Annotated in this window: 23 protein-coding genes and 1 pseudogene; 11 read left to right on the top strand and 13 right to left on the bottom strand. The window is 65.3% G+C overall.

What is annotated here, in order from left to right:
• Positions 1–90: 90 nt before the first annotated feature.
• The 3 genes from ACP694_RS15120 (at position 91) to ACP694_RS15110 (ending at position 3,188) form a co-directional block, all read left to right on the top strand.
• The gene (locus ACP694_RS15120) at positions 91–615 is read left to right on the top strand and encodes a flavin reductase family protein (RefSeq protein ID WP_426013671.1); all 525 of its coding nucleotides are present in this window, start codon (positions 91–93) and stop codon (positions 613–615) included.
• Positions 616–689: 74 nt separating this feature from the next.
• Positions 690–2,186, top strand: coding sequence for a CoA-acylating methylmalonate-semialdehyde dehydrogenase (locus ACP694_RS15115; RefSeq protein ID WP_426013669.1), 1,497 nt, complete (start codon positions 690–692; stop codon positions 2,184–2,186).
• A 27-nt stretch (positions 2,187–2,213) separates the two neighbouring features.
• Positions 2,214–3,188, top strand: a complete 975-nt coding sequence (locus ACP694_RS15110) for a M15 family metallopeptidase (RefSeq protein ID WP_426013667.1) — start codon at positions 2,214–2,216, stop codon at positions 3,186–3,188.
• On the opposite strand, the pseudogene ACP694_RS15105 reads toward ACP694_RS15110, so the two are convergent.
• From ACP694_RS15105 to ACP694_RS15095, 3 genes and pseudogenes are all read right to left on the bottom strand, one after another.
• A pseudogene (locus ACP694_RS15105) lies at positions 3,163–3,717 on the bottom strand (DUF72 domain-containing protein); the annotation flags it as partial. The gene ACP694_RS15110 and the pseudogene ACP694_RS15105 sit on opposite strands and share 26 nt — an antisense overlap.
• A gap of 116 nt (positions 3,718–3,833) precedes the next feature.
• Positions 3,834–4,562, bottom strand: coding sequence for an endonuclease III domain-containing protein (locus ACP694_RS15100; RefSeq protein WP_426013665.1), 729 nt, complete (start codon positions 4,560–4,562; stop codon positions 3,834–3,836).
• Between the two features lie 69 nt (positions 4,563–4,631).
• The gene (locus ACP694_RS15095; RefSeq protein ID WP_426013663.1) at positions 4,632–5,195 is read right to left on the bottom strand and encodes an NUDIX hydrolase; all 564 of its coding nucleotides are present in this window, start codon (positions 5,193–5,195) and stop codon (positions 4,632–4,634) included.
• Positions 5,196–5,718: 523 nt separating this feature from the next.
• Between ACP694_RS15095 and ACP694_RS15090 the strand changes: the two genes are divergently transcribed.
• Positions 5,719–7,068 (top strand): FAD-dependent oxidoreductase, encoded by a 1,350-nt coding sequence (locus tag ACP694_RS15090; RefSeq protein WP_426013661.1) that lies wholly within the window; start codon positions 5,719–5,721, stop codon positions 7,066–7,068.
• Positions 7,069–7,373: 305 nt separating this feature from the next.
• Positions 7,374–8,747: a sugar MFS transporter gene (locus tag ACP694_RS15085; protein ID WP_426013804.1), complete on the top strand. Its 1,374-nt coding sequence runs from the start codon at positions 7,374–7,376 to the stop codon at positions 8,745–8,747.
• Positions 8,748–8,899: 152 nt separating this feature from the next.
• Here the strand turns inward: ACP694_RS15085 and ACP694_RS15080 are convergent, their stop codons facing one another.
• The 5 genes from ACP694_RS15080 to ACP694_RS15060 form a co-directional block, all read right to left on the bottom strand.
• Complete coding sequence (locus ACP694_RS15080) at positions 8,900–9,157, bottom strand: GlsB/YeaQ/YmgE family stress response membrane protein (protein WP_426013659.1); 258 nt, start codon at positions 9,155–9,157, stop codon at positions 8,900–8,902.
• Between the two features lie 369 nt (positions 9,158–9,526).
• Complete coding sequence (locus ACP694_RS15075) at positions 9,527–10,885, bottom strand: PQQ-dependent sugar dehydrogenase (RefSeq protein ID WP_426013657.1); 1,359 nt, start codon at positions 10,883–10,885, stop codon at positions 9,527–9,529.
• Between the two features lie 66 nt (positions 10,886–10,951).
• Positions 10,952–11,398, bottom strand: coding sequence for a thioredoxin TrxC (gene trxC, locus ACP694_RS15070; protein WP_426013656.1), 447 nt, complete (start codon positions 11,396–11,398; stop codon positions 10,952–10,954).
• Positions 11,399–11,557: 159 nt separating this feature from the next.
• Entirely contained in the window at positions 11,558–12,712 is a 1,155-nt protein-coding gene (locus ACP694_RS15065; protein WP_426013655.1) for a glycoside hydrolase family 88/105 protein, read from the bottom strand.
• A gap of 308 nt (positions 12,713–13,020) precedes the next feature.
• Positions 13,021–13,782 carry a FadR/GntR family transcriptional regulator gene (locus ACP694_RS15060; protein ID WP_426013653.1) on the bottom strand — a complete coding sequence of 254 codons (762 nt, stop codon included), beginning with the start codon at positions 13,780–13,782 and terminating at the stop codon, positions 13,021–13,023.
• A gap of 149 nt (positions 13,783–13,931) precedes the next feature.
• Here ACP694_RS15060 and manD point away from each other — a divergent pair, with 149 nt between their 5' ends.
• Positions 13,932–15,143: a D-mannonate dehydratase ManD gene (gene manD, locus ACP694_RS15055; protein WP_426013651.1), complete on the top strand. Its 1,212-nt coding sequence runs from the start codon at positions 13,932–13,934 to the stop codon at positions 15,141–15,143.
• Between the two features lie 250 nt (positions 15,144–15,393).
• Positions 15,394–17,226, top strand: a complete 1,833-nt coding sequence (locus ACP694_RS15050; protein ID WP_426013650.1) for a hypothetical protein — start codon at positions 15,394–15,396, stop codon at positions 17,224–17,226.
• A 31-nt stretch (positions 17,227–17,257) separates the two neighbouring features.
• Here ACP694_RS15050 and ACP694_RS15045 read toward each other — a convergent pair whose 3' ends face one another.
• The 5 genes from ACP694_RS15045 to flgF all read right to left on the bottom strand — a co-directional run bounded on the left by ACP694_RS15045 (position 17,258) and on the right by flgF (position 20,996).
• Positions 17,258–17,758 carry a hypothetical protein gene (locus ACP694_RS15045; RefSeq protein ID WP_426013649.1) on the bottom strand — a complete coding sequence of 167 codons (501 nt, stop codon included), beginning with the start codon at positions 17,756–17,758 and terminating at the stop codon, positions 17,258–17,260.
• 105 nt (positions 17,759–17,863) lie between these two features.
• Positions 17,864–18,583, bottom strand: coding sequence for a flagellar basal body L-ring protein FlgH (flgH, locus tag ACP694_RS15040; RefSeq protein ID WP_426013648.1), 720 nt, complete (start codon positions 18,581–18,583; stop codon positions 17,864–17,866).
• 116 nt (positions 18,584–18,699) lie between these two features.
• Entirely contained in the window at positions 18,700–19,452 is a 753-nt protein-coding gene (gene flgA / locus ACP694_RS15035) for a flagellar basal body P-ring formation chaperone FlgA (RefSeq protein WP_426013646.1), read from the bottom strand.
• Between the two features lie 4 nt (positions 19,453–19,456).
• Entirely contained in the window at positions 19,457–20,245 is a 789-nt protein-coding gene (flgG, locus tag ACP694_RS15030) for a flagellar basal-body rod protein FlgG (RefSeq protein WP_426013644.1), read from the bottom strand.
• A gap of 13 nt (positions 20,246–20,258) precedes the next feature.
• Complete coding sequence (flgF, locus tag ACP694_RS15025; protein ID WP_426013642.1) at positions 20,259–20,996, bottom strand: flagellar basal-body rod protein FlgF; 738 nt, start codon at positions 20,994–20,996, stop codon at positions 20,259–20,261.
• Positions 20,997–21,220: 224 nt separating this feature from the next.
• Between flgF and fliL the strand changes: the two genes are divergently transcribed.
• From fliL to ACP694_RS15005, 4 genes are read left to right on the top strand one after another with little or no spacing between them, the layout of a single operon-like run.
• On the top strand, positions 21,221–21,832 hold the full coding sequence (gene fliL, locus ACP694_RS15020) for a flagellar basal body-associated protein FliL (RefSeq protein WP_426013641.1): 612 nt from the start codon (positions 21,221–21,223) through the stop codon (positions 21,830–21,832).
• A 26-nt stretch (positions 21,833–21,858) separates the two neighbouring features.
• Positions 21,859–22,989, top strand: coding sequence for a flagellar motor switch protein FliM (gene fliM / locus ACP694_RS15015; RefSeq protein WP_426013639.1), 1,131 nt, complete (start codon positions 21,859–21,861; stop codon positions 22,987–22,989).
• The gene (locus tag ACP694_RS15010; protein WP_426013637.1) at positions 22,986–23,570 is read left to right on the top strand and encodes a DUF6468 domain-containing protein; all 585 of its coding nucleotides are present in this window, start codon (positions 22,986–22,988) and stop codon (positions 23,568–23,570) included. Before fliM ends, ACP694_RS15010 begins: the two co-directional genes overlap by 4 nt.
• Complete coding sequence (locus ACP694_RS15005; RefSeq protein ID WP_426013635.1) at positions 23,567–24,349, top strand: MotE family protein; 783 nt, start codon at positions 23,567–23,569, stop codon at positions 24,347–24,349. Before ACP694_RS15010 ends, ACP694_RS15005 begins: the two co-directional genes overlap by 4 nt.
• Position 24,350: the final 1 nt, after the last annotated feature.

Below are 24,350 nucleotides of genomic sequence, written 5' to 3'. Positions count from 1 at the left end.
CTCCGTCGGCTTTGCCGACACCTCCCCCCCACGGGGGGAGGACTGTTCAAACCCTTGCCCCGACGCAGACTTTGCGCCACTTGTGCGTGGATGAGTCAGGCGGTCACGATTGAACTAGGCGAGGGCGCGGCACATGACGCGCGGGCGTTAAGAAGCGCCTTTGGCTGCTTCACCACCGGTGTGACGGTGATCACCACCACAGGGGAGGGCGGCCGCCGCGTCGGCTTGACGGCCAATAGCTTCACCTCGGTGTCGCTCGACCCGCCCCTGGCCTTGGTCTGCGTCGACCTGAACTCGCGCAGCCTGTCGGCGCTCGACGCCGCGGGCCTGTTCACCGTCAATGTCCTGCACGCCGACCAGCAGGCCATCGCCCGGCAGTTCGTGCAGAAGGACGGCGACCGCTTCGCCGGCATCGACACCGAAACCTGGATCACCGGGGCCCCGATCCTGCCGGGCTGCATGGCCAATTTCGAATGCGTCACCCACCACGTCTTCGACGCTGGCGACCACCGTGTCTATGTCGGGCGGGTCGTGAAGCTGCGCTACGATCCCGACCACGAGCCACTGGTCTATCTGCAGGGCCGGTTCCGCCGGGTGCACGTCGACGCCGCGTAGCGGGCAGATTTCGCGCGATACGGCGGGAATTCCGGATGCTATTGACGCGCAAAACAAGATCTAGGGAGCGCTTCATGCGTAGCATCGCCCATTTCGTGAACGGACAGGCCCTCGCGGGCGCCTCGGGCCGGTTCGGCGACGTCTTCAATCCCAACACCGGCGAGGTCCAGGCCCGTGTGCCGCTGGCCACCGACGCGGAACTCGACGCCGCCGTGCAGGCCGCGGCCGCCGCCCAGATCGGCTGGGCTGCCACCAATCCGCAACGCCGCGCCCGGGTGATGTTCGACTTCAAGCGCTTGATCGAGCGCGACATGAACAGCCTGGCCGAGATCCTGTCGTCCGAGCACGGCAAGGTCATCGCCGACAGCAAGGGCGACATCCAGCGCGGCCTTGAAGTCATCGAGTTCGCCTGCGGCATACCTCACATTCTGAAGGGCGACTATACCGAGGGCGCGGGTCCCGGCATCGACGTCTATTCGATGCGCCAGCCTCTGGGTGTCTGCGCGGGGATCACCCCGTTCAACTTCCCGGCCATGATCCCGATGTGGATGTTCGGCATCTCGATCGCCGTGGGCAACACCTTCATCCTCAAGCCGTCGGAGAAGGACCCGACCGTGCCGGTCAAGCTGGCCGAGCTGATGATGGAGGCCGGCGCGCCCGCCGGCGTCCTGAATGTGGTCCACGGCGACAAGACCTGCGTTGACGCCATCCTGACCCACCCGCTGATCCGCGCCATCAGCTTCGTCGGCAGTTCCGACATCGCCCACTATGTCTACCAGACGGGCACGGCGCATGGAAAACGCGTCCAGGCGATGGGCGGCGCCAAGAACCACGGCGTCGTGCTTCCCGACGCCGACATGGATCAGGTCGTCAAGGACCTGTCGGGCGCGGCCTTCGGCTCGGCCGGCGAGCGTTGCATGGCCCTGCCGGTGGTGGTGCCGGTGGGCAAGGCGACGGCTGACGAGCTGCGCGAGCGAATGGTCGCCGAGATCCAGACCCTGAAGGTCGGCGTCTCCAACGATCTGGACGCCCACTACGGCCCCGTGGTCAGCGCCCAGCACCGCGCCAAGATTGTCGACTACATCCAGATCGGCGTCGATGAGGGCGCGGAACTGGTGGTCGATGGCCGCGACTTCGCGCTGCAGGGCTTTGAAAAAGGTTTCTTCATCGGGCCGTCGCTGTTCGACGGTGTCAAGAAGGGCATGAAGACCTATCAGGAAGAGATCTTCGGCCCCGTGCTGCAGATCGTCCGCGCCGAGACCTTCGAGGAAGCCTTGGCCCTGCCCTCTGAGCACCAGTATGGGAATGGGGTGGCGATCTTCACGCGCAACGGCCGCGCTGCGCGCGAGTTCGCATCCCGGGTCAATGTGGGTATGGTCGGCATCAATGTGCCGATCCCGGTGCCTGTGGCCTATCACACGTTCGGCGGCTGGAAGCGCAGCGCATTTGGCGACACCAACCAGCACGGCGTTGAAGGCGTGAAGTTCTACACCAAGGTCAAGACCATCACCGCGCGTTGGCCTGAGGGCGAGATCGAGGACTCGGCCTTCGTCATTCCGACGATGAAGTAGGTCAAGGGGGCACGGGCGATGCGTGGAATGGTTCGAGTCTTCAATGTCATCGCCGCCGGCCTCATGGGGCTGATCCTGACCAGCACCGCCTTTGCCCAGTCGCTGGACGCCGCCGAGATGGTGGCGGTCGGCCAGTATGGCGAACCCGGTGCGCCGCTGACGGTGTTCGAGCGCGACGGCGTTCTGCGCATCGATGGTCAAGGCCATGCCGACGCGAAACTGACGCCGCTCGGGCGAGGTCGCTACGGCGTCGAGGACGGCGGCGAACTGATGCTGGAACCTGTCGCCGTGCGGCTGGACGGCGCGCGCCTGGCTCGCCACGATTTTGGCGCCGAGGTCGAGGCCGGGATCCGCAAGGCCGTGCGGGCCGATCCGGAGGCTCTGCGGGCCAGGGCCTTGGCCGCGACGCCGCCGGTCGAGATGGCCGAACATCGGCCTGCCGACCTGGTCGATCTGGCGACCCTCGACCCCGCGATCCGTTTCGACATTCGCTATGCCGGCCATGACAATTTCATGGGGCTGCCCCTGTACGAACGCCCGGCGGCTTACCTGCAGCGTCCGGCGGCCGAGGCCTTGGCCCGCGCCGCCAAGGCGCTGGAAGCCCGGGGTTACGGCCTGCTGATCCACGACGCCTATCGCCCCTGGTTCGTCACCTGGATGTTCTGGGAAGCCACGCCGCCCGAAGACCACATGTTCGTGGCCGATCCCGCCAAGGGTTCGCGCCACAACCGGGGCTGCGCCGTGGACCTGACGCTCTACGACCTGAAGACCGGCAAGCCGGTCGAGATGCCCAGCCGCTATGACGAGATGTCGGGCCGCTCCTATGCCGACTTCATTGGCGGCGCCACGAAACAGCGGGCCCTGCGCGCCACCCTCCGCGAGGCGATGGTTGATCAGGGCTTCGAGGTCTATCCCGAGGAATGGTGGCATTTCGACTTCAGGGAATGGCGCAGTTACGGCATCGGGACGAAGACCTTCAGCGCGCTGGCGCAGGCGAATTAGACGCCATCAGCTTCAGGGCGTCCGTGGTCGCCGCGCTCCGTTGGGTATTGTCAAAGATCACCCAAGCCTCGGGCGACTGCTCTTCGGCCATCTGGCTGGCCAGCGCTTCCAACCGCCCGTCATCGTAAGAGGTCTTGTAGATCGTTTGCGAGCCGCGCACGCGGCGATAGGTCAGACCAGGCCAACCCCCTGGCGAGGCTGCGTCTGGAATCACGGCGGGATCGGCGGCGACCCGGGCCACCCGGAAGGCGTCCAGCAGGGCGTCAGCTTGGGGCAAAAACCAGCTGTCGTGACGCGGTTCCAGGACACTCGCCGCCGTCGTCGCCTCTCGCCATACGCTTAGAAAGCGCTCGACGGGCTCGGGGTCGAACTTGAGACTCGGCGGCAATTGGATCAGCAGCGGTCCGAGCCGGTCACCCAGCGCGCCGCATTCCCCAAGGAACGTGGCCAGCGGCTCCGCCACATCGACCAAGCGCCGCTCATGGGTGATCGTTTTCGGAGCCTTCACGGCGAACCGAAAGTTCGCGGGCGTCGAGGCCGCCTAGAGCATTTTTCGAGCGAAGTGGTTCCGGTTCGCGTGAAGAAAAATGCGTCAAAACAACAGATTAGAGCTCACGGCCTGACGCAGTCAGGTCGGGAAATGCTCTAGCGGCGCGGCTTCCAGGCCAGGATGTCCGCGCTGCGCGCCACGCCCGCCCGCGCGCAGCCTCCGTTCAGCGCGCAAGCTCCACAGCGCGGCGCGTGCTGGGCGCATAGCAGCTGTCCCAGCCCCTTCATCAGCCAGTGCAGCTCGTACAGGTCCTCGGGGGTCCAGCGATCTGGCACGAGATCCATCAGCGCGCGATAGGCGTGGGCGGTGTCATAACTGGCGGGGATCAGCCCATAGCGGCTAGCCACGCGGTGCACGTGGGTGTCGATCACCAGGGCCCGCATGTTGAGCGGGCTGAAGTTCAAAACCGAGGCGGCGACCTTGACGCCCACCCCCGGCAGGCCCTGCAGCCACCAGCGGGCGCTGTCGAGCTCCAGTTCGCTGAGATGATCGAGCGACAGCTTCCAGCCGCTGCGCACCTGGATCAGGCGCAGGGCGTGTGGCAGATGACGCGCCTTTTCCTCGGGGTAGGTGACGTCCTTGATCAGCTCAAGCACGACGCCTTCGGGCGCCTCGACCAAGTCTTCCCAGGTCGCGAAGCGGTCCCTCAGACGGTGATAGGCGGCCCAGGACGCGGCATCGGGGCTGCGCCCGCCAATCATCGACCGCACCAGTTGCGACACCGGATCGAGCCGTTTCGTCGGCCGCTGGGGGCCGAAGGTTTTCAGCAAACCGTCGCGCAGGGTTTCGAGCGGCGAGGTCGCGAGGTCGAGGGAAAGCTGCATGCTGATTCTCGTTCGGAACAGAACAAGAACCTAGTGTCTCTTGGCGGGTTTGTCGAGTTATCCCCAGGCTCAACGCCGAGGGCGGCCCCACAGCGCCGTGACTCGGCGGCGCAGGCGTTGAATGGCCACCTGCACCGGCGTGGGGGCCGGAGCGAGCTCGGGGCGTTCCTCGGCCGGAAGCTCCACGCCGGCGAAGCGGGCGATCAGGTCGCGCAGTTCCGGCTCCTGCACCGCCAGGGCGGCCTCGACGGGGCTCATCCATTTCAGGGTGCGTTGGCCTTTTTCCGGCCAGGTCGCGTGCTCGCCGGTGACCTCGAGCGGAAAGACATCGACCGTCACCGCGCGGGCCACACCGCTCTTCAGGCGCTTGAGATAGGGATAGTCGCCGACGGATTGCTCGACGATGCAACCGTCTAGGCCGGCTTCCTCATAGGCCTCCTGGGCGGCCGCCTGGTGATCGAGCTTGCCCTTCATCGGCCAGCCCTTGGGGATCACCCAGCGGCGGGTCTCGCGGGATGACACCAGCAGGATCTCAAGTCCGGCGGCCGAGGCGCGCCAGGGCAGGGCGGCCACCTGGCGGCGTCGCTGTCCGGACTTGCCCCCGCCTTGCTTGCTCTCCGCCTGATTGGTCACTTCATCCAGAACCCTAGGTAAGACAACGCCGCCGCGACCAAGCCGGCCGCGGGCAAAGTGACGATCCAGGTGATCACGATGCTCTTGGCCGCGCCCAACGGACGGTCGAAACCCAGCGCGAGGCGCCGAGATCGACAATAGCGCCCCTGATCGTCTGAGTCGTCGAGACCGGAACGTCAAATATGGGTCACCAAGAACAAAGTAATCGCTCCACCGGTCTCCGCGCAGAAAATCCTGCATCGGCGTCAGGTGGGCGATCCTGCTGCCCACGGTGGAAAGTCTACGAAGAATCTCCCCGCAGACAAAACCGTCTGGAGAACCGCACCCAGACGATAGTCGATTGAGTAGAGGGGGTCGTGCGGACCGTGATCAAGTCAAGGCCTAGGGCGGTGGCGAGCGAGCCTGATCGGCCTCGCCGCGACACAACGCCTCAATGGTGAAGTTTAGGCCGGGTTCACCACGTCCGACCGCGCGATTTTAACCCTATTTCGCGACGATGCTTCGCGAATGGGGAGCGAAGTCGATGGGGTGTCACGTCGAAACCTTGGTGATCGGGGCCGGTCCGGCCGGCCTGACCGCCGCCTACGTCCTGGCCAAGGCGGGCCGCGAGGTCACCGTCCTGGAGATGGATGATCAGGTCGGCGGCGCAAGCCGCACGATCGTCCACGATGGTTTTCGCATTGATCTGAGCGGGGAGGCCTTCGACTCCGCCTCGCCGCGAGTGACTGACCTGTGGTCCAGCATCCTGCCGGGCGGCTTCGTCGAACAGCCTCGGACTTCGCGACTCTATCATCGCGACCGCTTCTACGCCTATCCGCTGAAGACGCTGGAGGCCCTGGCCCACCTGGGGCTCCGCCGTGGCGCGGCGTGCCTGGCCTCACTGGGCCTGGCCAGGATCCGCCCAATCAAAGCGCCCAAGACGTTCCGCGACGAGGTTCGAAACCGCTTTGGCGAAAAACTATCCTCGACGCTGTTCAAACCGTACGCCGAGAAGGTGTCGGGCCTGGCCTGCGACCAGATGCCGCTCGGCTGGACAGGCGGGACCCGGCCGTTGGCCAGTTTTCGCTACCCCCGTGACGGCGCCGGCGCTGTCTGGGAGGCCGCCGCGAGCCAGATCGCGGCCTCGGGGGGCAAGGTTCGCCTGGGGCGGAAGGTCGAGGACCTTCGCTTCGACACAGACAGCAAGCTATGGACGGCGACGGTCCGACGCGCCGATGGCGCCCACGAGATCCACACCGCCGACCATGTCGTCTCGACCGCGCCATTGCGCGACCTGATGAATACTTTGCGTTCGACGCCGATCAGCCTGTTCCATGCTGGCGAGCTGATGTACCGCGACCAGATCACCGTTGCCTTGGTGGGCCCAACCCGCACGCCGCTGCGCGAGACCGCGATCGAGGTCCACGACGCCGGGCTCAAGGTCGGTCGCGTTCAGAACTACAGCGCCTGGTCGCCGGCCATGGCGCCCGAGGGTGACGCCAGCTGCCTTGGCCTCGAATATTACTGCTTCGAGGGCGACGATCTGTGGACCGCCAGCGATGAGGCTCTTGTCGCCTTGGCCCGGCAAGAGGCCGCCGCCATGGGTCTGATGGACCCCGAAGCTCTGCGCGGCGCCCAAGTCATCCGCCGGCGAAAGGCCCTGCCAATCGAGGACGAGGACTGCGCCGAGCATCTGAAAATGATCCGGCTGGACCTGAAGATGCATTTCCCGGGTCTGTATCTGGCGGGCCGCAACGGTCTGCACAAGGCCGGCGGGCGAGACCTGGCGACGCTCAGCGGCCTGCTCATGGCCGACAACATCCTGGCCGGCGAGCCGTGCCATGATGCGTGGGGAGGGCCAACGGTTCCGGCGCTGACCCAAAAGGCCGCCTAGGACACCCGGCGCGCGCGTCCCGCTGGTTCAGTGAGTGCGCCACGCCGCGGTGCAGGGGATTGATGGCGTCAACGACGCCGATAAACGTGACCAGTCAACAGGCTCGAACCCCGAGGTGGAGATTGACAGGCACGACCTTCCCCGGACGTTTGGCGTTTTCTGATCAGCCGCCGAATCGTGCGACCGGTTTCCATCCGGGACGTCTGGTCGGCGCGTTTTCGCCTCTCCGCTTGACAACGTTGTCACCGTTGGAGTGGATGTCCCGTCCCGCAACGTCGGACAGGGAGTGAAATCAAATGGCAGGTATGGGTGCAGGCGCGCCAGTGAGCGGCGCCGCGAATACAGGGGGCAAGTCAGGGGGCGGTTTGGTCCTGGCGATCGTCTACGTCACAGCCCTGTTCTTTATCTGGGCGCTGGTCACCAACCTGCTCGACCCCCTGCTGAAGACCATGAAGACGGTTTTCACCCTGACCCCGGTCGAGGCGAGCCTCACCGGTTTCGCCTTTTTCATCGCCTATGGCGTGATGTCGCTGCCCTCGGCGGCGTTCCTGTCCAAGATCGGCTATGCCAAGTCGGTGATGATCGGCCTAGGCGGCATTGTCGCTGGCTGCTTCATCGCCATCCTCGCGGCCAAGCTGCACACCTTCGGCATATTCCTCATCGGCCTGTTCGTCATGGCGTCCGGCGTCACCCTGCTGCAGGTGGCCGCCAATCCGCTGATCGCCTCGATGGGCAAGCCGGAAGACTCGTCCTTCCGCCTTAACCTTTCGCAAGCCTTCAACTCACTGGGCGCGGCTTGCGGCCTGTGGTTCGGCGCCAACTTCCTGCTCAAGGGTGACATCTTCGCCAAGGACGCGGTGATCACCGACGCCCTGCGCGAACAGGCGCTGGGTTTCGTCTCCAACGTCTATCTGGCGATCGGCGTAGGTCTGGCCCTCTTCATCGTGGCCATCTATCTGGTCCGGCACAAGATCACCGAAGCCGCGCCCAAGACCGGCCATCTGGTCAGCCCATTTTCCGCCTTGGGGTCGAAGTGGGCCAATCTCGGCGCGATCGGCATCTTTCTCTATGTCGGGGCAGAGGTGGCGATCTCGCTAAATCTGCTGCTGTTCATTGAGCAGAGCCACGTTCTAAACATCCCCGCCGAACAGGCCGGCAAGCTGACGACCTTCTACATGGTCTTCGCCATGATCGGGCGTTTCGCCGGCTCGGCCCTGCTGAAGGCGGTAAAGGACTATGTGCTGCTGACGCTCGTCGCCGTGGGCGCCATTGCGCTGTGCGTGGTCGTGATCCTTACTAAGGACATGACACCGACGGCGCACACGGGAACGCTGAACCTGCTGTTGGCCAGCGTGCCGCTGACCAGCGGTCTGATCCCGGCTTTCGCCGCCCTGCTGATTGGTCTCTTCAACTCGATCATGTTCCCGACGATCTTTACCCTAACCTTGCAACGGTCCTCGGCGCCGACCTCGGCCACATCGGGCCTGTTGTGCATGGCCATTGTGGGTGGGGCGTTCCTGCCTCTGATTTTCGCCAAGATCGAGGAAATGACTGGTTCGAAGTCGCTGGCCTTCATCGCACCGCTCGCCTGCTACCTGTATGTTCTGTGGTTCTCGTTCGTGGCCAAGTCGGCTCCGATCCACGCCATCCAGGAGGACGTTGTCGCCGGCGGCCACTAGGTCTATCCAGCCAAGCAAGGCCTAGCCCGGGCGTCCACAGCGTCCGGGCTATTTCTTGCCATTCGGGTCGCCCGGCACAGTGCGACGCGCATGAAAAAGCGCCTCCGGCAGTGGCCGAAGGCGCTGTTCCGTATCGGTGTCAATGAGCGACGTTAGACCGCTCGGCGACCGGTGAAGGCGTGATAGATCGCCAGGACAACAACCGCGCCGATCACCGCGACCAGCAGGCTGTAGAGGTTCAGTCCCGAGACGCCAGCGGCGCCGAACTGATTGAACAGAAAGCCGCCGACGACGGCGCCGATGATCCCCAGCACCAGATCCACGACCAAGCTGCCGCCACTGCGGCTGACAAGCTTGCTGGCGATGAAACCGGCCACGAGACCCAGCACGACCCACGCTAGAATAGACATGAACGCCTCCTTGGCATCGTTGGGCGTGCGAACCGCGCGCCGATGCAAAATAAAGGCCTACGCCTAGACTTCGTTCCGGAACGCTTGCGTGTTTGTCGGCACGAAAACCTTGGCGACGGTGTGATGCTTTTGGCCGAAAGCTAGCGCGGCTTGCCGATCACGGTCTGCAAGGCCTCAACCAGCTTCTGGGCTGGACCGCGCCCAAGCACGATGAAAACGCCTGAGCCGATACAGGCGCCGATCAGAAAGGTCAGGCTCATAGGGTCCCCGGAAAGCTGAAAGCTGCGACTGTCCCTTCCTAGCGCCATGGCGGCATGGCCGCCATGTGACACGCCGACGCCGGGGCGCCTACCGGTTCGGCCAAGACGATTAGGGCGCGGGCTTGGCGCCGGGCGTGTTCTTCGTCGCGGTGACCCGCCAGATCACATTGCCGACATCATCGGCTACCAACAGGGCTCCGCTCTTTTCGATAGCCACGCCCACAGGACGGCCGAGGGCTTCACCCTGGGCGTTGAGGAAGCCGGTCAAGAAGTCTTCCGGCTTTCCCGACGGCATACCATTGGCGAAGGGCACGAAGGTCACCTTGTACCCATTGACCGGCTTGCGGTTCCACGAGCCGTGCTGGCCGATGAACGCACCACCCTTATAGCGCGCCGGGAAGGCGCTGGCGTCGTAGAAGGTCAGTCCCAACGAGGCGGTATGGGCCCCCAGAGCGTAGTCGGGCTTGATCGCCCTGGCCACCAGGTCAGGGCGGCTCGGCTTGACGCGGGCGTCCACCGTCTGACCGTAATAGCTGTAGGGCCAGCCATAGAAGCCGCCGTCCTGGACCGAGGTCATGTAGTCGGGAACGAGGTCGTTGCCGATCTCGTCGCGCTCATTGACGCTAGTCCATAGCTTGCCGCTTTGCGGTTGCCAGGCCATGCCGTTGGGATTGCGGAGGCCCGAGGCGAATACCCGGCTGGCGCCCGTGGCCGGGTCGATCTCCAGGATGCCCGCCCGCCGCTCCTCGGCGGCCATGCCGTTCTCGCCGACATTGCTGTTGGAGCCGACGGTCACATACAGCTTGGACCCGTCCGGGCTGGCGATGACGTTCTTGGTCCAGTGGTGGTTGATCGGGCCGGCGGGCAGGTCGACGACCTTGCGCGGGGCGGTGGTGATCTGGGTCTGGCCGGCCTGGTAGGGGAAGGCCAGCAAGGCGTCGCTGTCGGCGACATAGAAGGTGTCGCCGACCAGGGCCATGCCGAACGGCGAGCTGAGATTGGCCAGGAAGACCGTGCGAACCTCGGGCGTGCCGTCATTATTGGCGTCGCGCACCAGGGTGATGCGATTGGCCGAGGGCACGGTGGCGCCAGCTCGGCCCATGACGATCTTCTGAACGAAACCCCGGATGCCCTTGCCGTCCTCGGGCTTGGGCGGGGCGTTGGTCTCGGCGATCAGCACATCGCCATTGGGAAGGACGTACAGCCACCTCGGGTGGTCGAGGTCGCGGACCAGGGCGGTGACCACGAAGCCGGGGGCTGCGTCGGGCGTCTGGCCATTGGCCCAGCCGACAGCGGGGGCGATCTTCATGACCGGAAACGCCTGCTTCTTGGCTGCGGGCAATGTGGGATTGGCGCCGTAACCCTGGTCGGTCGGCAAGGCCGGCCCGCCGCCGCATGCCGACAGCAGAAGCACCGCCGGGGCGCCGATCAGCGCGGCGCGATAAGTCTTGGACAGGGCCTTGGTCATGGCGGTCTTTCTCCCTCTATGTTGTCTGGAAACTAAACGCGAAGCCGAGCCACGAGGTCCGGTCCGTCAGGCGGGGGCGGGGGCGTGCTCGTCGAGCCAGCGGCGGAAGACACCGGGATCGGGCAGGCCCGCCTGGTGCGCGGCGACCTTACCGTCCTTGAACAGGAACAGCGATGGAATGCCGCGCACGCCGTGGGCCTGGGAGAGGGCGGGCTCCGCATCGACATCGATCTTCACGAACCGGGCGCGGGGCTCCAGATCAACGGCGGCCTTGGCGAAGATCGGGGCGACAGCCTTGCAGGGCCCGCACCAGGCGGCCCAGAAATCGGCGACGATGGGGATCTGGCTGGCTGACAAGTGCTTGCGGAAGCGCGCGGTGGTCAGATTGACCGGCTGCCCCTCGAACAACGGCTTGGTGCAGCGGCCGCACTTCGCGGCCTTGGCGTCGCGCGCCGCAGGCAGGCGATTGGTGGCGTCGCAATGCGGGCAGACGATGTTGACGGTCTTGATCATGGGGATCCTTGAGCGCGTTCGGCCCCCTTCAGATGGGAAGACGCGGGGGCCGGTTCTAGAGCATTTCCCGACCTGACTGCGTCAGGCCGCGAGCTCTAATCTTCTGTTTTGACGTATTTTTCTTCACGCGAACCGGAACCACTTCGCTCGAAAAATGCTCTAGCGCGCTCCGACCTCAGAGGCGGCCAGCAGGAAGGCCCCGACGCCGTAGAGCTGGGTGTCGTCGGCGCGGACCTCGTCCGGCGCGTAACCGACCTGCTGCACCCAACCCAGCTTGCCGTCGGACTGGACGGCCCCGGCCAGAGCCGTCCAGCCCTTGGCCACGGCCGCCTTGTATTCAGGACCCTTCAACAGGCCATGGTTCACGCCATAGGCCAGGCCATAGACGAAGAAGCCGGTGCCGCTGGTTTCTGGCGGGGCGTGCTCAGGGGCCAGTAGGGACGGGGCCCAATAGCCGTCCGCTTTCTGCAGGGTGATGAGCCGCGCCGACATTTTCCGAAACAGCGCCTCGTAGCGTGGGCGCGAGGGATAGTCGGCGGGGAGGGTCTTGAGGATGTCGACGACGCCGGCATAGACCCAGCCATTCCCCCGGCTCCAGAAGATCTTGCGGCCCTTGTCGTCTCGGCGATCGAAGTAGCGGCTATCGCGGTAGTAGAGATGCTCCTTCTCGTCGAACAGCCAGTCGGTGGCGGCCCAGAACTCCGTGTCGCCATAGGCCGCATAGCGCGGGTCGCCGGTAGCCTGGGACAGGCCGGTCCAGCCAGCGGGTCCCATGAACAGCGCGTCGCTCCAGCACCAGCGAAGCTGGCAGGGTTGGTCTTCCGTGCCTTCGATGAAGGTCAGGTCGGCCTGCTGTGGCGGTGCGGCCAGAATTGCGTCGAAGCGAGCGCGCAGGGCCGCGATCTGGGCGGGGTCGTGGTCCTTGGAATAGACCCATAGCCAGGACTGGCCGATTACATGGTCGTCGGCGTGCAAGGGGCGGCGGCCTAGCCCCCAGTTCTGCGAAACCCCGTGGGCGCGCACGGCCTGGGCGTAGCGCGAGTCGCCGGTACGCTCGGCCAAGGCGGACAGGCCCACGAACAGCGCACCTTGGATCCAGCCTTTCGGATCGACTGTCTTGGCCAGGTGGGCGCGTGTGTAGTCAAAGCTGTCCATGTGCGACAGCTGCCAGTCGGCGACCTGGCGGCCCAAGGCCAGCGCCTGGTGCGCCGTGACCCGATCCGTTGCTGGGACGGGCGAGGCCGGCTTGGCTTGGGCCGCGCCGCCGGCGATGAGGGCCAAGGCGGCAAGGGCGATGGTCAGGCTCGCGCGCATGTGTCGATTTCCCCAGGGCCGCATGGCTTATGCGGCCACGTCTGTCACTAGTGCTAGGTCTGTTTGATGGCCGGTCAAGGGGAAGACAGCCATACGCCGCCTAGCAAGGCGCCCTGGCCAATCCGCGAGCCCACTAAATACGGTCAGGCCAATTATCTTGCACGACGAGGGAACATGGATATGCTGATCCACAGAACCTCGTCGGCCCGCGCGGTGGACTTGTCCTTCACCGCACCTCCTCCCGGGGTCGGCCGGCGACGGGCGGCTGGGTCCTTCCCCCAGTCGCCCATCCTATCTTCCCAAAGCGGCTAGATCAGCGAGCGACGCGCCAGCTCGTTGCGACGGGCGGCAACCTCGCTACGGGCCTGCTGCATGGCGTCGATCTCGGTGGCGGTCAGCAGGTTGTCGATGACGCGGCCCAGGTGCTCGCGCATCGCATTGCGCGCCGCCTTGGGGTCGCGCCCCTGCAGGGCGGTGAGGATTTCCTGGTGGTCATCGATCAGCGGGCGGACGCCCACCTGGCGAGCGCGTTCCAGCATGGCCCGGCACAGCGGTGACTTGTAGCGCAGGTCCCAGAGGTTCTCGACCACGGTGACGAGGGCGCTGTTGCGGGTGGCCCGGGCAATGGTGACGTGAAAACGACGGTCGGCGAGATCGCCGCGCACGTCGTGCTCGTTCTCCTCGACCATGTCGTCGACGATCTTTTCCAGGTCGATCAGTTCCTGGTCTGTGATGGTGGTGGCCGCCAGGGCGCAGGACTCGCCCTCGATCAGCCGGCGGGCTTCGGTCAGTTCGAACGCGCCGATGTCGAGCTCGGGGGCGGGGGCTTCGACCGGCGCGGCCTCGGTGACATACACGCCCGACCCGTGGCGGGCCTCGACCAGGCCTCGGATCTCCAGGGCGATCATCGCTTCGCGCACGGTGGGGCGGCTGACCTTGTAGTCTTCCGCCAGATCACGCTCCGACGGTAGCCGGTGACCGGGCTGGAAGGCCCCGTCGCGGATCGAGGCGGCGATCGCGTTGGCGACCTGCTGGTAGAGCTTACGGGTTTCTGCGGTCGACGTGGTCATGCGACTTTCCCGCCCAGCGCGCATCGCGGGGCCAGCGCCAAGGTAGAGCAAGGTCGCACGAGACGCCACGCCGCTTCGCACTGGCGCAATTGTATTATCGTCGCTATGGATTGGTCAGACCACTTCGACAGCGCAGACATAGCGGTTCCATGCTCAAGATTCTAGACGCCAAGGTTATCGTCACCTGCCCAGGGCGTAACTTCATCACCTTGAAGATCACCACGTCCGAAGGCGTCTATGGCGTGGGCGACGCGACCCTCAACGGCCGTGAAATGGCCGTGGTCAGCTTTTTGCGCGATCACATGATTCCCTGCCTGATCGGCAGGGACGCACACCGGATCGAGGATATCTGGCAGTTCTTCTATCGCGGTTCCTATTGGCGCGGTGGCCCGGTGGCGATGACCGCCCTGGCGGCGGTGGACATGGCGCTATGGGACATCAAGGCCAAGGTCGCCGGCTTGCCGCTGTACCAACTTCTCGGCGGCGCCTGCCGCGAGGGCGTCACGGTCTATGGCCACGCCAATGGCGAGACGATCGAGGACACAATCGCCGAAGCCCAAAAATACAAGGCCTTGGGCTACAAGGCCATTCGCCTGCAGACGGGCGTACCGGGTCTCGCCAGCACCTATGGCGTGTCGGGCGACAAGATGTACTACGAGCCGGCCGACGGCGCCTTGCCCACCGAGAACCTCTGGTCAACGGCCCGGTATCTCAAGCACGCCCCCAAGCTGTTCGAGGCGGCGCGCGAGGCGCTGGGCGACGACATCCATCTGCTGCACGACGTCCACCATCGCCTGACGCCGATCGAAGCTGGCCGTCTTGGCAAGGACCTGGAGCCGTACCGTCTGTTCTGGCTGGAAGACGCGGTGCCCGCCGAGAACCAGGCCGGGTTCCGTTTGATCCGCCAGCACACCACCACGCCACTCGCGGTGGGCGAGATCTTCAGTCATGTCTGGGACTGCAAGACGCTGATCGAGGAGCAACTGATAGACTATCTGCGCGCCACGGTGTTGCACGCAGGCGGTATTACCAATCTGCGCAAGATCGCCGCCTTCGCCGACCTGCACCATGTGCGCACGGGCTGCCACGGCGCCACGGACCTATCGCCGATCACCATGGCCGCCGCCTTGCATTTCGACCTGTCGGTCAGCAATTTCGGCCTGCAAGAATATATGCGCCATAAGCCAGAAACCGACGCGGTCTTCCCCCATGCCTACAGCTTCAAGGACGGCATGTTGCACCCCGGCGAGCGACCCGGCCTCGGCGTGGATATCGACGAGACCTTGGCGGAAAAATATCCCTACAAGCGCGCCTACCTGCCAGTAAATCGGCTGGAGGACGGGACCATGTTCAACTGGTAGCCAAGGGAATCAGGCTTCACTGGCCTGACCGGAGGTGCCTGAATTCTGAAATTGGCTTGACAATAAACACTTTTATCGCTGCAAATGGTCGAGCCAATAAGAGGAAGCGCCCCGACCAAGGCGGCGTGGGGAAACCATGCCAATCAAGTTCGCGCCGCGTGTATCGGCGCCACCGCCTATGGTCGGCTCCATCCTGCCGTTGCGCTTGCTCATACCTAACGCGAAACGTCTGACTTTGACGGCGGCCGTCATGGCTGTCATCGCGTCTCCTGTCTTGGCCGCGACCGGGGCGCCTGCCGACGCGCGTGGCCAAGTCTACGTCACCGCGCCGCCGATGAACCGCACGGTCGAGACCCGTTTACTTCCGCAGATGGCGGTTCTTCTCGACAAGCTGATGGTCGAAAAACGCGAAATGACGCTGGACAGCGTCAAAGTGTTCGACGCCGATGACAAATTCCTGCCAGGCAAGGTGGCGATCGGCCTGGCCTATCTGTTGATTGACACACCGCGCGATGATCCGAAATTCAAGCTCTACCTGGAGGGTTATCGCCAGATCGCCGAGATGACGGTGGACGACACCAACAACACCTGGGGTGTCTACTACTACTGCCAGGCCCTGCACATGCTGCAAGAGGCCGGCCTGCTGGAGCAGGCGGTGTCGCCGCAGACTCTGGCCAAGCTGAAGGTCAAGCTGGACTGGCGGCGGTTCGTTGGCGCTGACGACCTGGCCCTCATCGACCTGCCCAACAACTATTATGGCGTGGCCTTCAGCGTGGCGCGGCTGCGCTACCAGTTGGGTTGGGAAGACGCCTCGGCCAGCGAGGCGCTGCTGGGCCGGACGCTCGACCACTATCGCAAATATTCCGGCGAATACGGCTTCGCCGACGAGACCGACGGGGAAGGGCGGTTCGACCGCTACAGCGTGCTGCTGATCGGCGAGATCAGCCACCGCCTGATCGAGGCGGGCATGCCCGCCACGCCGGAGGTCAAGGCTTGGCTGCGCAAGTCGGTCGATCTGATGCTGCCCCGCCTCAACGAACGCGGCGAGGGTTTCGAGTATGGCCGCAGCATCGGGACCTACGGCGAGACCGCATTCCTGGAGGTGCTGACTGCGGCGGCCAAGCTGGACGTGCTGACCCCGGAGGAAAAGGTCATGGCCTACGCCTTTTCCTCGCGCGTCACGGCCCGCTATATGGACTTTTGGTTCGATCCGAAGATGGGTTCCGTGAACCTGTGGGAGCATGGTCGGCGCACCGACGACTATCGCGGCAAGCATCGGATCCTGGGCGAGAACCTCAGCCTGGCGCGGCAGCACATCTACACAAACGCCATCTGGAACGAGTTGGGCTTCAAGGAGCAGGCGCCCGACGCGGGCTACGCGGCCTGGCTCGACACCTTGCCCAAGCGCACCCTCACCTGGTTCGCCAGGGGCGAGCACGATCGGCTGGTCGTCACCCTGCGCGACGGCAAGCGGGTCATCGCCCTGCCGATCATCAATGGCGGCAAGAGCCAGCACGAGAACTCTCCCTATTATCCCATCCCGTTCTCGCCCGGCCTGCTCGCCGGGGTCGCGGATGGAGAGTTCCCGCAACTTCTGCCGCGCATCACCCTGGCGGATGGCGCGCGCCTGACCCCGCTGGCTTATGCGAGCCACGTTAAGGTCGTGGAGAAGGGCGCCAAGACCATCGTCACCTACGATCAGTCCCAACTCGACAAGTTGGGAACCGACGTGCCTATCGCCGATGACCGGTTCAGCGTCAGGACCACCTACGTGCTGGAGCCCGGCAAAATCAGCCGCACGGACGTGTTTACGCCCAAGGGGTCGCGGGCGGTGAGCGCCGTGGACCTGGCGTTCGGGTCGTTTTCGTCGGGGCCAGCCAGCAAGGGCGGGGCGACGACGTTCGAAAAGGGCGATGTGCGAGGCTTCAAGGTGAGGGGTTTGACCTGCAAGTCCCGCCCTCTGAAGAATGAGAAGGCCTACCGCACCCCGACCGGGGCGTTCGCCAGCCTGACCGAATGCTCAAGCGGAGCGGCCACGGTTTCGGCGCCGCTAACGGTGAGCTGGAGCTTGAGCTACCGATAATTCCTTCTCCCACGCGGGAGAAGGTAAGATCCTACTTCACCCGCTTGAGGGTCAGCGTCTGGTCCGGCGGGCCCGGCTTGCCGTCGATGTCCTGTTCGACGAGCAGCGTATCGGGATTGATCCGTGTCACCTTCATCGACTGATGACGTGCGCCGCCCTCGCCGTGGGTGGTCACGGTCACCGCGCTCTGGCCGACGCGATCGACGCTGATGGTCACACGGGTGAGATTGACCACGGCCTTGGTCGGCGTGCCGTCCAGGCGGGCGTCGGCGAACTGCAGGGCGGCCACGCCCGCCTCGTCCTCCTCGACCAGTGTCCAGGCGAGGGTCTTGCCGTCGTCGATGGTGACATCCAGTTCGCCGCTCAAGGGCGCGGGGCCGGTCAGGGCGGTGTTGAAATTGGAACGGGGCAGGTCGATTGCCCAACGTCCGGCCACGCCCATCGGGCCGCTGAAGGGCTGGGCCTGGGCGGCGAGGGGCAGGGCGGTCGCCAGCAGGGCGGCCCCGACCAAGGCAGTGAGGGGGGTGCGCATGAGGCCCGGCTCCGAAGTCAGGGCCCGGCGAGTCCGGGCGAACGCTGTGACACCCGACAAGGTGGTCCCGCGCATCCGCCCGATCAAGTGTTCAGGACCAAGCCTTTAGAAGGGCGAGAATTTCTCGACCAGCGACTGGCCGGCCGGGGTCTTTTGCACGCGGCTGATGTCGCCGCGGCCGCCGTAGCTGATGCGGGCCTCGGCGATCTGGGTGTGCTTGATGGTGTTGGCCGAGGAGATGTCTTCAGGCCGCACGATGCCGGCCACGGTCAGTTGGCGCAATTCGGTATTGGTGCGCACCTCTTGCGTGCCCTGGATCACCAGGTTGCCGTTGGGCAGCACGCCCGAGACAACGGCGGCGATGGTCAGGCTGATCTTTTCCGAACGGTTCACCGCCCCGGCCCCGGCGTTGGAATTGCCCGACTTGGTGTTGACCATGTTGGCGGGATCGAAGCCGCCCGGCAGGATCTTCCCGAGGCTTGACTCCAGGCCCAGGAAGTTAGGCACCCCCAGCGAACTGTTGGAGGTGCGCGACGACGAGGTCTGGTTCTTGGTCGTGGCGCTGTCATCGATGTCGATATTGACGGTCAGGATGTCGCCGACCTTGCTGGCGCGCTGGTCGTTGAAGAAGGCGCGGGCGCCGGTGCGCCATAGCGAGTTGGACGAGGCGGCCGGAGGCGGGCTCATGATCTGCTGGGTCATTGGCGCCAGTTGCGCGGGGTAACCCACGGGGGCCAGTTCCGGACCCTTCACCGCCTCGGTGACGGTGGAGCAGGCGGCGAGCGGCAACAGGGCGAGGGCGAGAACGACGAGGGCGGGGCGCATGAGCAGGACCTTCTAGAGCATTTTTCGAGCGAAGTGGTTCCGGTTCGCGTGCAGAAAAATGCGTCAAAACAAAAGATTAGAGCTCACGGCCTGACGCAGTCAGGTCGGGAAATGCTCTAGCGAGCGGCGTAGCGCAGGGTGTTGCGAGAGGCCCTCAAGCGCTGGGCCTGGGGACCGACGGCGGTGGAGCCCGGGCCGGTGACCACGGTCTCGATGATCTTCTTGCTGGCGGTGTTCTGGACCATCAGGCTATCGCCCACGGCCCCAGCCGCCATGGCCTTGCCTTGCAAGGTTAACGCCACGCCGGCGTCCTCGTAGGTCACCGCGACAATATCGCCCGCCTTGATCACCGTTGGGGTGGAAACATCTCGGAGGCTAGCGGCGGCGCCTTCGCGCAAAGGTCGCTTGGCGCTCATGCCGATCACGTCGTCGGCGTCGCGCGGCGCGTCGTTGGGCGCGGCGGCGACCTTGACCCAGACCAGGTCTTCCGGCTGGACGATTTCGCCGGTCGCCAGGCTGCGAGCATAGGCAAGAACTTCCACATTGCCCCGCGGGGCGCCGGTCAGGCCGCCGCTGGACCCGCCCTCGGCGCCCCCGCGGACGATGATCCGGCGGATGCCTGCGGGATTGGACCAGTCGAGTCCCGCCCGTCGGGCGGCCATCTGCACTTGAGAGGCGTCGAGCACGGCGGTCGGGCCCACGCGGGTGGCCACGACCATGCCCGAAGCAGCGCCCGCGCCGTCGAACAGTTCGCCCAGCGTGACCCGACCGTCGGCGTCGGTGGTGTCCGATCGCAACGAGACGGCGTTCCCGGCCAGGGCGGGCGTGGCGGCCAAGAAAGCCGCGAGGGAAAGGACGAGCGCTTTCATCAGCTTAGGACCTCAGGTTCGAGGTGGTCTGCAGCATCTGGTCTGCGGTGGTGATGACCTTGGAGTTCATCTCGTAGGCGCGCTGGGCGACGATCAGCGAGGTGATTTCGCTGACCGAGTCGACGTTCGACGCCTCGGTGTAGTTCTGCAGCAGGGTGCCAAAGCCCGGCTGGCCGGGGGCGGCGATATTGGCCGCGCCCGAGGCGGCGGTCTCCATGTACATGTTGTCGCCGACCGCCTCGAGGCCGCCTTCGTTCATGAAGTTGGCCAGTTCCAGCTGACCCACGGTCTGCGGAACGGGATTGCCTTGCATCGTCACCTGCACAAGGCCGGTCTTGCTGATGGTCGTGGCCACGGCGTTCTGAGGGATCGTGATGCCGGGCTGGACGGTGTAGCCGTCCTCGGTGACGATCTGGCCTTGGTCATTGGTCGCGAAATTGCCGGCCCGGGTGTAGGCGGTTTCGCCCGAGGGCAGCAGGATCTGCAGAAAGCCCTTGCCCTGGATGGCCACGTCGAACTCGTTGTTGGTCATGGTCGGGGTGCCCTGCTCGTGGATCCGATAGACCGAGCCGGCCTTGACGCCGCCGCCGACCTGGACCCCGGTTGGCACCACGTTGCCACTGCTGGACGACTGCGCGCCGGCCCGCTCGATGGTCTGATAGATCAGATCCTGGAACTCGGCCCGGCCACGCTTGAAGCCGATGGTGTTCATGTTGGCGATGTTGTTCGAGATGACCTCGACGTTCAGCTGCTGGGCGGCCATGCCCGTAGCGGCGGTGCGGAGCGCTTGCATCTTCAGTTATCCCTTACTGGACCTTGCCCATCCGCTCGACGGCGGATCGGGAAAGCTCGGCGGTTTGGTCCATCATCTTGGCCACGCTCTCGTAGGCGCGGTTCACTTCGATGAGCTTGACGATCTGCTTGAGCGACTGGACGTTGGAGGCTTCCAGCATGCCCTGGTGGATCACGGCATCCGTGGCCGCCTGGGGCGTGTCGTTGGAAATGTTGCGATAGAGGTTGTCGCCGTCCTTGCGCAGCGAGGCGAGGTCGGCCATCCGCACAACGGCGATCTTGCCGGCGCGCTCGGCGCCCTGGCTGACCGTGCCGTCCTTGGCGATGGTGACGGGGCCCTTGAGCGGATCCAGCAGGATCTCGCCGCCGCCGTCGTCCAGAACGGCATTGCCGTTCTGGGCTAGCAGCTTGCCGTCGGCGCCCATGGTGAAGCGGCCGTCGCGCGTGTAGCGCTCGCCGCTGCCGGTCGAAACCTTGAAAAACCCGTTGCCCTCGATGGCTAGGTCGAAGTCGCCGTCGGTCTTGCTCAGCGCGCCCTGGCCGAAATCGCGGGCCACGCCGTCGTCGAGCACGAATTTCACTGGGTATGAACCGCCGGCGGTGCGGGCCGGCCTGGCGGGTTCGGTGCGCACCATCAGCTGCTCGACCTTGAAACCGGTCGTATTGGCGTTGGCGATGTTGTTGGCGACGACGTCGAGCTCGCGGCGCAGAGTCATCTGCCGCGAAAGTCCCACATACAGTGCGTTGTCCATGACCGGTTACCGAGACGGCTAGCGCGACAAATGCGCTGCGTCCTCACAAGCAACCCTTGTGCCAACTCAGAAAAATCAACGATTTCAACAAAAAAGAAGGTTAACGACGGGCTGCGGCCAGAGTCTGCCGGGCAGATTCAGCCTGCGGCGAAATGGCGTTCAAAAGGGATCGTTAACCATGCTCCACGCATGACTAGATCCATAGATTCCAAGGAACCGCGCGCGTGGCCAAGAAACCTCCCCAGGAAGCTCCCGCCCCCGAAGGCGAAGAGGGCGCCGTCGAGGGCGAAGCTCCTGCCAAGAAGAAGCCGCCGATGATGATCATCATCGCGGCCGCAGCGGCCGTCGTGCTGATCGGCGGTGGCGTCACGACGTTCCTGCTGCTGAAGCCCAAGCCCGAGGCGCACGCCGAGAAGGGTCACGAAAAGCCGAAGAAGAAAGAAAAGAAGGAAGAGAAGAAGGGTGGCCATGGCGGCGGCGAAGCCGCAGCTCCGGCTGCGGGCGCGCCGGTGATCAAAGAGGGGCCCGACGGCGTGGTGTTCTACACCCTGCCCGACATCGTGGTGAACATGCAGGCGGCCGACGGCCGCTCGACCTTCCTGAAGCTGAAGCTGACCTTCGAGCTGCCCGACGAGGAGACGGCCGAGAACCTGACGCCGAACCTCCCGCGCCTGCAGGACATGTTCCAGACCTTCCTGCGCGAACTGCGCCCCGAAGATCTCAACGGCAGCCAGGGCAGCTACCAGCTGCGGGCCGAGCTGCTGCGTCGCGTGAACCTAGTCGCCGCACCCTCCAAGGTGAATGCAGTCCTGATCGAGGAGATGCTGATCAACTAGCCTGCGGGCTGGTTGGGGCGAACCATATGGCTGACGAAATCGACGATCAGGCCGCGATGGCCCAGTGGGCCGAGGAGAACCCGCCCGGCGGCGCCGGCGGCGGCGGCAACCAGTTTGGCGACTTCAGCGGCGGCATGGGCGGCTGGGACGACGGCGGCGGCGACGCCATGGGCGCCGAGCGTATCCTGAACCAGGACGAGATCGACAGCCTGCTGGGCTTCGATATGTCCGGCGACGGCAATGACGACCGCACCGGCATTCGCGCCATCATCAACTCGGCGCTGGTGTCGTACGAGCGCCTGCCGATGCTTGAAATCGTCTTCGACCGCCTGGTGCGGTTGATGACGACCAGCTTGCGCAACTTCACCTCCGACAATGTCGAGGTCAGCCTCGACAACATCAGCTCGATCCGCTTCGGCGACTATCTAAACTCCATCCCGCTGCCGGCCATCCTGGCCGTGTTCCGGGCCGAGGAGCTGGACAATTATGGCCTGCTGACGGTCGATTCCAACCTGATCTACTCGATCGTCGATGTGTTGCTGGGCGGCCGTCGCGGCACTGCGGCCATGCGCATCGAGGGGCGTCCCTACACCACCATCGAACGGGTGCTGGTGCAGCGGATGGTCGAGGTGGTGCTGCACGACGCCAAGGCGGCGTTCGAACCGCTGCATCCCGTCAGCTTTACGCTTGACCGCCTGGAGACCAATCCACGCTTCGCCGCCATCGCCCGCCCGGCCAACGCCGCGATTCTGGTCAAGCTTCGCATCGACATGGAAGACCGGGGCGGTCGAATCGAGCTTCTGCTGCCCTATGCGACCCTCGAACCCATCCGCAAGATGCTGCTCCAGCAGTTCATGGGCGAGAAGTTCGGCCGCGACAACATCTGGGAAGGCCACTTGGCCACCGAACTCTGGACCACCCAGATGGAGGTGCGCGCCGTGCTAGACGAACAGCAACTGCCCCTGAGCAGGGTTCTGGACCTGAAGGTCGGTGACACCCTGATGCTCAACGCCACGACCGATAGCTTGATAGAGCTGCGCGCCGGTTCGATCCCATTGACCCGCGGCCGCATGGGTCGCCGCAACCACTCGATCGCCGTGCGGGCCGAGGCCCCCCTGACCTCGTCGGCCCGGAAAGCGGTGCAGAAACTGAAATGAGCATGACGGCCATCGCCCTCAACGGTCTCCTGGCTGTGCTGCTGCTGCTCGCGCTGATATTCGGCGTGCGCCTGGAGCGTCGCCTCAAGAATCTGCGCGACAGCCACGAAGGCTTCGCCAAGGCCGTGGCCGATCTTGACCGCGCCGCGATGCGGGCTGAACAGGGCTTGGCCGACCTGCGCGCCGCCACCGACGAGGCAGCCGATACCCTGGGCGACCGCATTACCCAGGCCAAGGCCCTGGCCGCCCAGCTGGATGAGCGCCTGAACCGTCCGATGGTCACGCCGCCGCCCGGCGCGATGTCCGAGCGTTCCACCCCGCGTCCCGCCGCGCCCCCGCGTCCGGTGCGGGCGCCGGAGCCCGCGACCTCGCCCGAAGCCGCCCGCCGGCTGAAGGCCGAGGACTTCGAAAAGCTGCTGGACCGCGAGGCCCGCATCCCCCGCGACGCTCCGCCACCTGCCGCCGCCCGCTCATCTGGGCCAAAGGAAACCCCGCGTTCACGCGCGCGGATCGATGATGATCTGTTCGATGGTCCGGAAGAGTCTCCGCGACCGGGTTCGAGTTTTAGAGGCCGCCGATGAAAAACGTTCCGCGCATCCTGCCCATCGTCGGGATCGCCGTGGTCGGCGTGCTGGCCGTCAACGCCCTGGCCGGGGCCAAGTCGCTGCCTAACATGCTGAGCGGAGCCAAGGCCTTCGCCGAGGGCGTGGTCAAGCCGGAGAGCGACAAGGCCCCATCGGCCGCCGACGTGGGGAAGGACGCGGCCGCCCAAGCCTTGCCGCCCCGCGTCTGCGCGCCCTCGGCTAACGACCTGGCCAAGGAAGCGGGCCTGTCGCCCGCCGAGCTGCGTGTGCTGCAAAGCCTGGGGACCCGTCGTGGCCAACTAGATCAGCGCGAACAGGATATCGACGTCCAACTGCAACTGCTGGCCGCCGCAGAGGCCAAGCTCGACACCAAGATGAAGGCCCTGAACGGCATGAAGGGCGAGATCCAGGGCCTGCTCGGCCAGGCCGACGCCCAGAAGGAGGCCGAGGCCGGCCGCCTGGTGCTGGTCTATTCGGCCATGAAGCCCAAGGATGCCGGCGCGCGGATGGCCCTGCTGGACGACTCCGTGCGCCTGCCGATCGCCGCCAAGATGAAGGAGCGGACGCTCAGCATGATCCTGGCCAACATGTCGCCAAATGAAGCCAAAATTCTGACTGAGCGCCTCGCCAACCGGATGTCGGCCGACGCCATCGCCAAGGGTCGCGCCGCCCTGGCCGCCGTCAATGCGCCGCCCGCCGCCGCCGCCCCAGCTTCCCAGGCGGCCGCCGCGCCGCTGGCCGGCGCCGCTCCGGCCGCGCCAAAGAAAACCGGCTAAG

Source organism: Caulobacter sp. DWR2-3-1b2, assembly GCF_049896345.1.
Lineage (GTDB): Bacteria > Pseudomonadota > Alphaproteobacteria > Caulobacterales > Caulobacteraceae > Caulobacter.
Note: the sequence above shows the minus strand (reverse complement) of the source record. Positions and strands in the feature narration are given on the sequence as shown.

Excerpts from the sequence above, each read along its gene's own strand:
- ACP694_RS15120 (WP_426013671.1), top strand. The coding sequence starts at position 91 with ATGAGTCAGGCGGTCACGATTGAACTAGGCGAGGGCGCGGCACATGAC.
- ACP694_RS15115 (WP_426013669.1), top strand. The coding sequence starts at position 690 with ATGCGTAGCATCGCCCATTTCGTGAACGGACAGGCCCTCGCGGGCGCC.
- ACP694_RS15110 (WP_426013667.1), top strand. The coding sequence starts at position 2,214 with ATGGTTCGAGTCTTCAATGTCATCGCCGCCGGCCTCATGGGGCTGATC.
- ACP694_RS15100 (WP_426013665.1), bottom strand. The coding sequence starts at position 4,562 with ATGCAGCTTTCCCTCGACCTCGCGACCTCGCCGCTCGAAACCCTGCGC.
- ACP694_RS15090 (WP_426013661.1), top strand. The coding sequence starts at position 5,719 with ATGGGGTGTCACGTCGAAACCTTGGTGATCGGGGCCGGTCCGGCCGGC.
- ACP694_RS15085 (WP_426013804.1), top strand. The coding sequence starts at position 7,374 with ATGGGTGCAGGCGCGCCAGTGAGCGGCGCCGCGAATACAGGGGGCAAG.
- ACP694_RS15080 (WP_426013659.1), bottom strand. The coding sequence starts at position 9,157 with ATGTCTATTCTAGCGTGGGTCGTGCTGGGTCTCGTGGCCGGTTTCATC.
- ACP694_RS15075 (WP_426013657.1), bottom strand. The coding sequence starts at position 10,885 with ATGACCAAGGCCCTGTCCAAGACTTATCGCGCCGCGCTGATCGGCGCC.
- trxC (WP_426013656.1), bottom strand. The coding sequence starts at position 11,398 with ATGATCAAGACCGTCAACATCGTCTGCCCGCATTGCGACGCCACCAAT.
- ACP694_RS15065 (WP_426013655.1), bottom strand. The coding sequence starts at position 12,712 with ATGCGCGCGAGCCTGACCATCGCCCTTGCCGCCTTGGCCCTCATCGCC.
- ACP694_RS15060 (WP_426013653.1), bottom strand. The coding sequence starts at position 13,782 with ATGACCACGTCGACCGCAGAAACCCGTAAGCTCTACCAGCAGGTCGCC.
- manD (WP_426013651.1), top strand. The coding sequence starts at position 13,932 with ATGCTCAAGATTCTAGACGCCAAGGTTATCGTCACCTGCCCAGGGCGT.
- ACP694_RS15050 (WP_426013650.1), top strand. The coding sequence starts at position 15,394 with ATGGCTGTCATCGCGTCTCCTGTCTTGGCCGCGACCGGGGCGCCTGCC.
- ACP694_RS15045 (WP_426013649.1), bottom strand. The coding sequence starts at position 17,758 with ATGCGCACCCCCCTCACTGCCTTGGTCGGGGCCGCCCTGCTGGCGACC.
- flgH (WP_426013648.1), bottom strand. The coding sequence starts at position 18,583 with ATGCGCCCCGCCCTCGTCGTTCTCGCCCTCGCCCTGTTGCCGCTCGCC.
- flgA (WP_426013646.1), bottom strand. The coding sequence starts at position 19,452 with ATGAAAGCGCTCGTCCTTTCCCTCGCGGCTTTCTTGGCCGCCACGCCC.
- flgG (WP_426013644.1), bottom strand. The coding sequence starts at position 20,245 with ATGCAAGCGCTCCGCACCGCCGCTACGGGCATGGCCGCCCAGCAGCTG.
- flgF (WP_426013642.1), bottom strand. The coding sequence starts at position 20,996 with ATGGACAACGCACTGTATGTGGGACTTTCGCGGCAGATGACTCTGCGC.
- fliM (WP_426013639.1), top strand. The coding sequence starts at position 21,859 with ATGGCTGACGAAATCGACGATCAGGCCGCGATGGCCCAGTGGGCCGAG.
- ACP694_RS15010 (WP_426013637.1), top strand. The coding sequence starts at position 22,986 with ATGAGCATGACGGCCATCGCCCTCAACGGTCTCCTGGCTGTGCTGCTG.
- ACP694_RS15005 (WP_426013635.1), top strand. The coding sequence starts at position 23,567 with ATGAAAAACGTTCCGCGCATCCTGCCCATCGTCGGGATCGCCGTGGTC.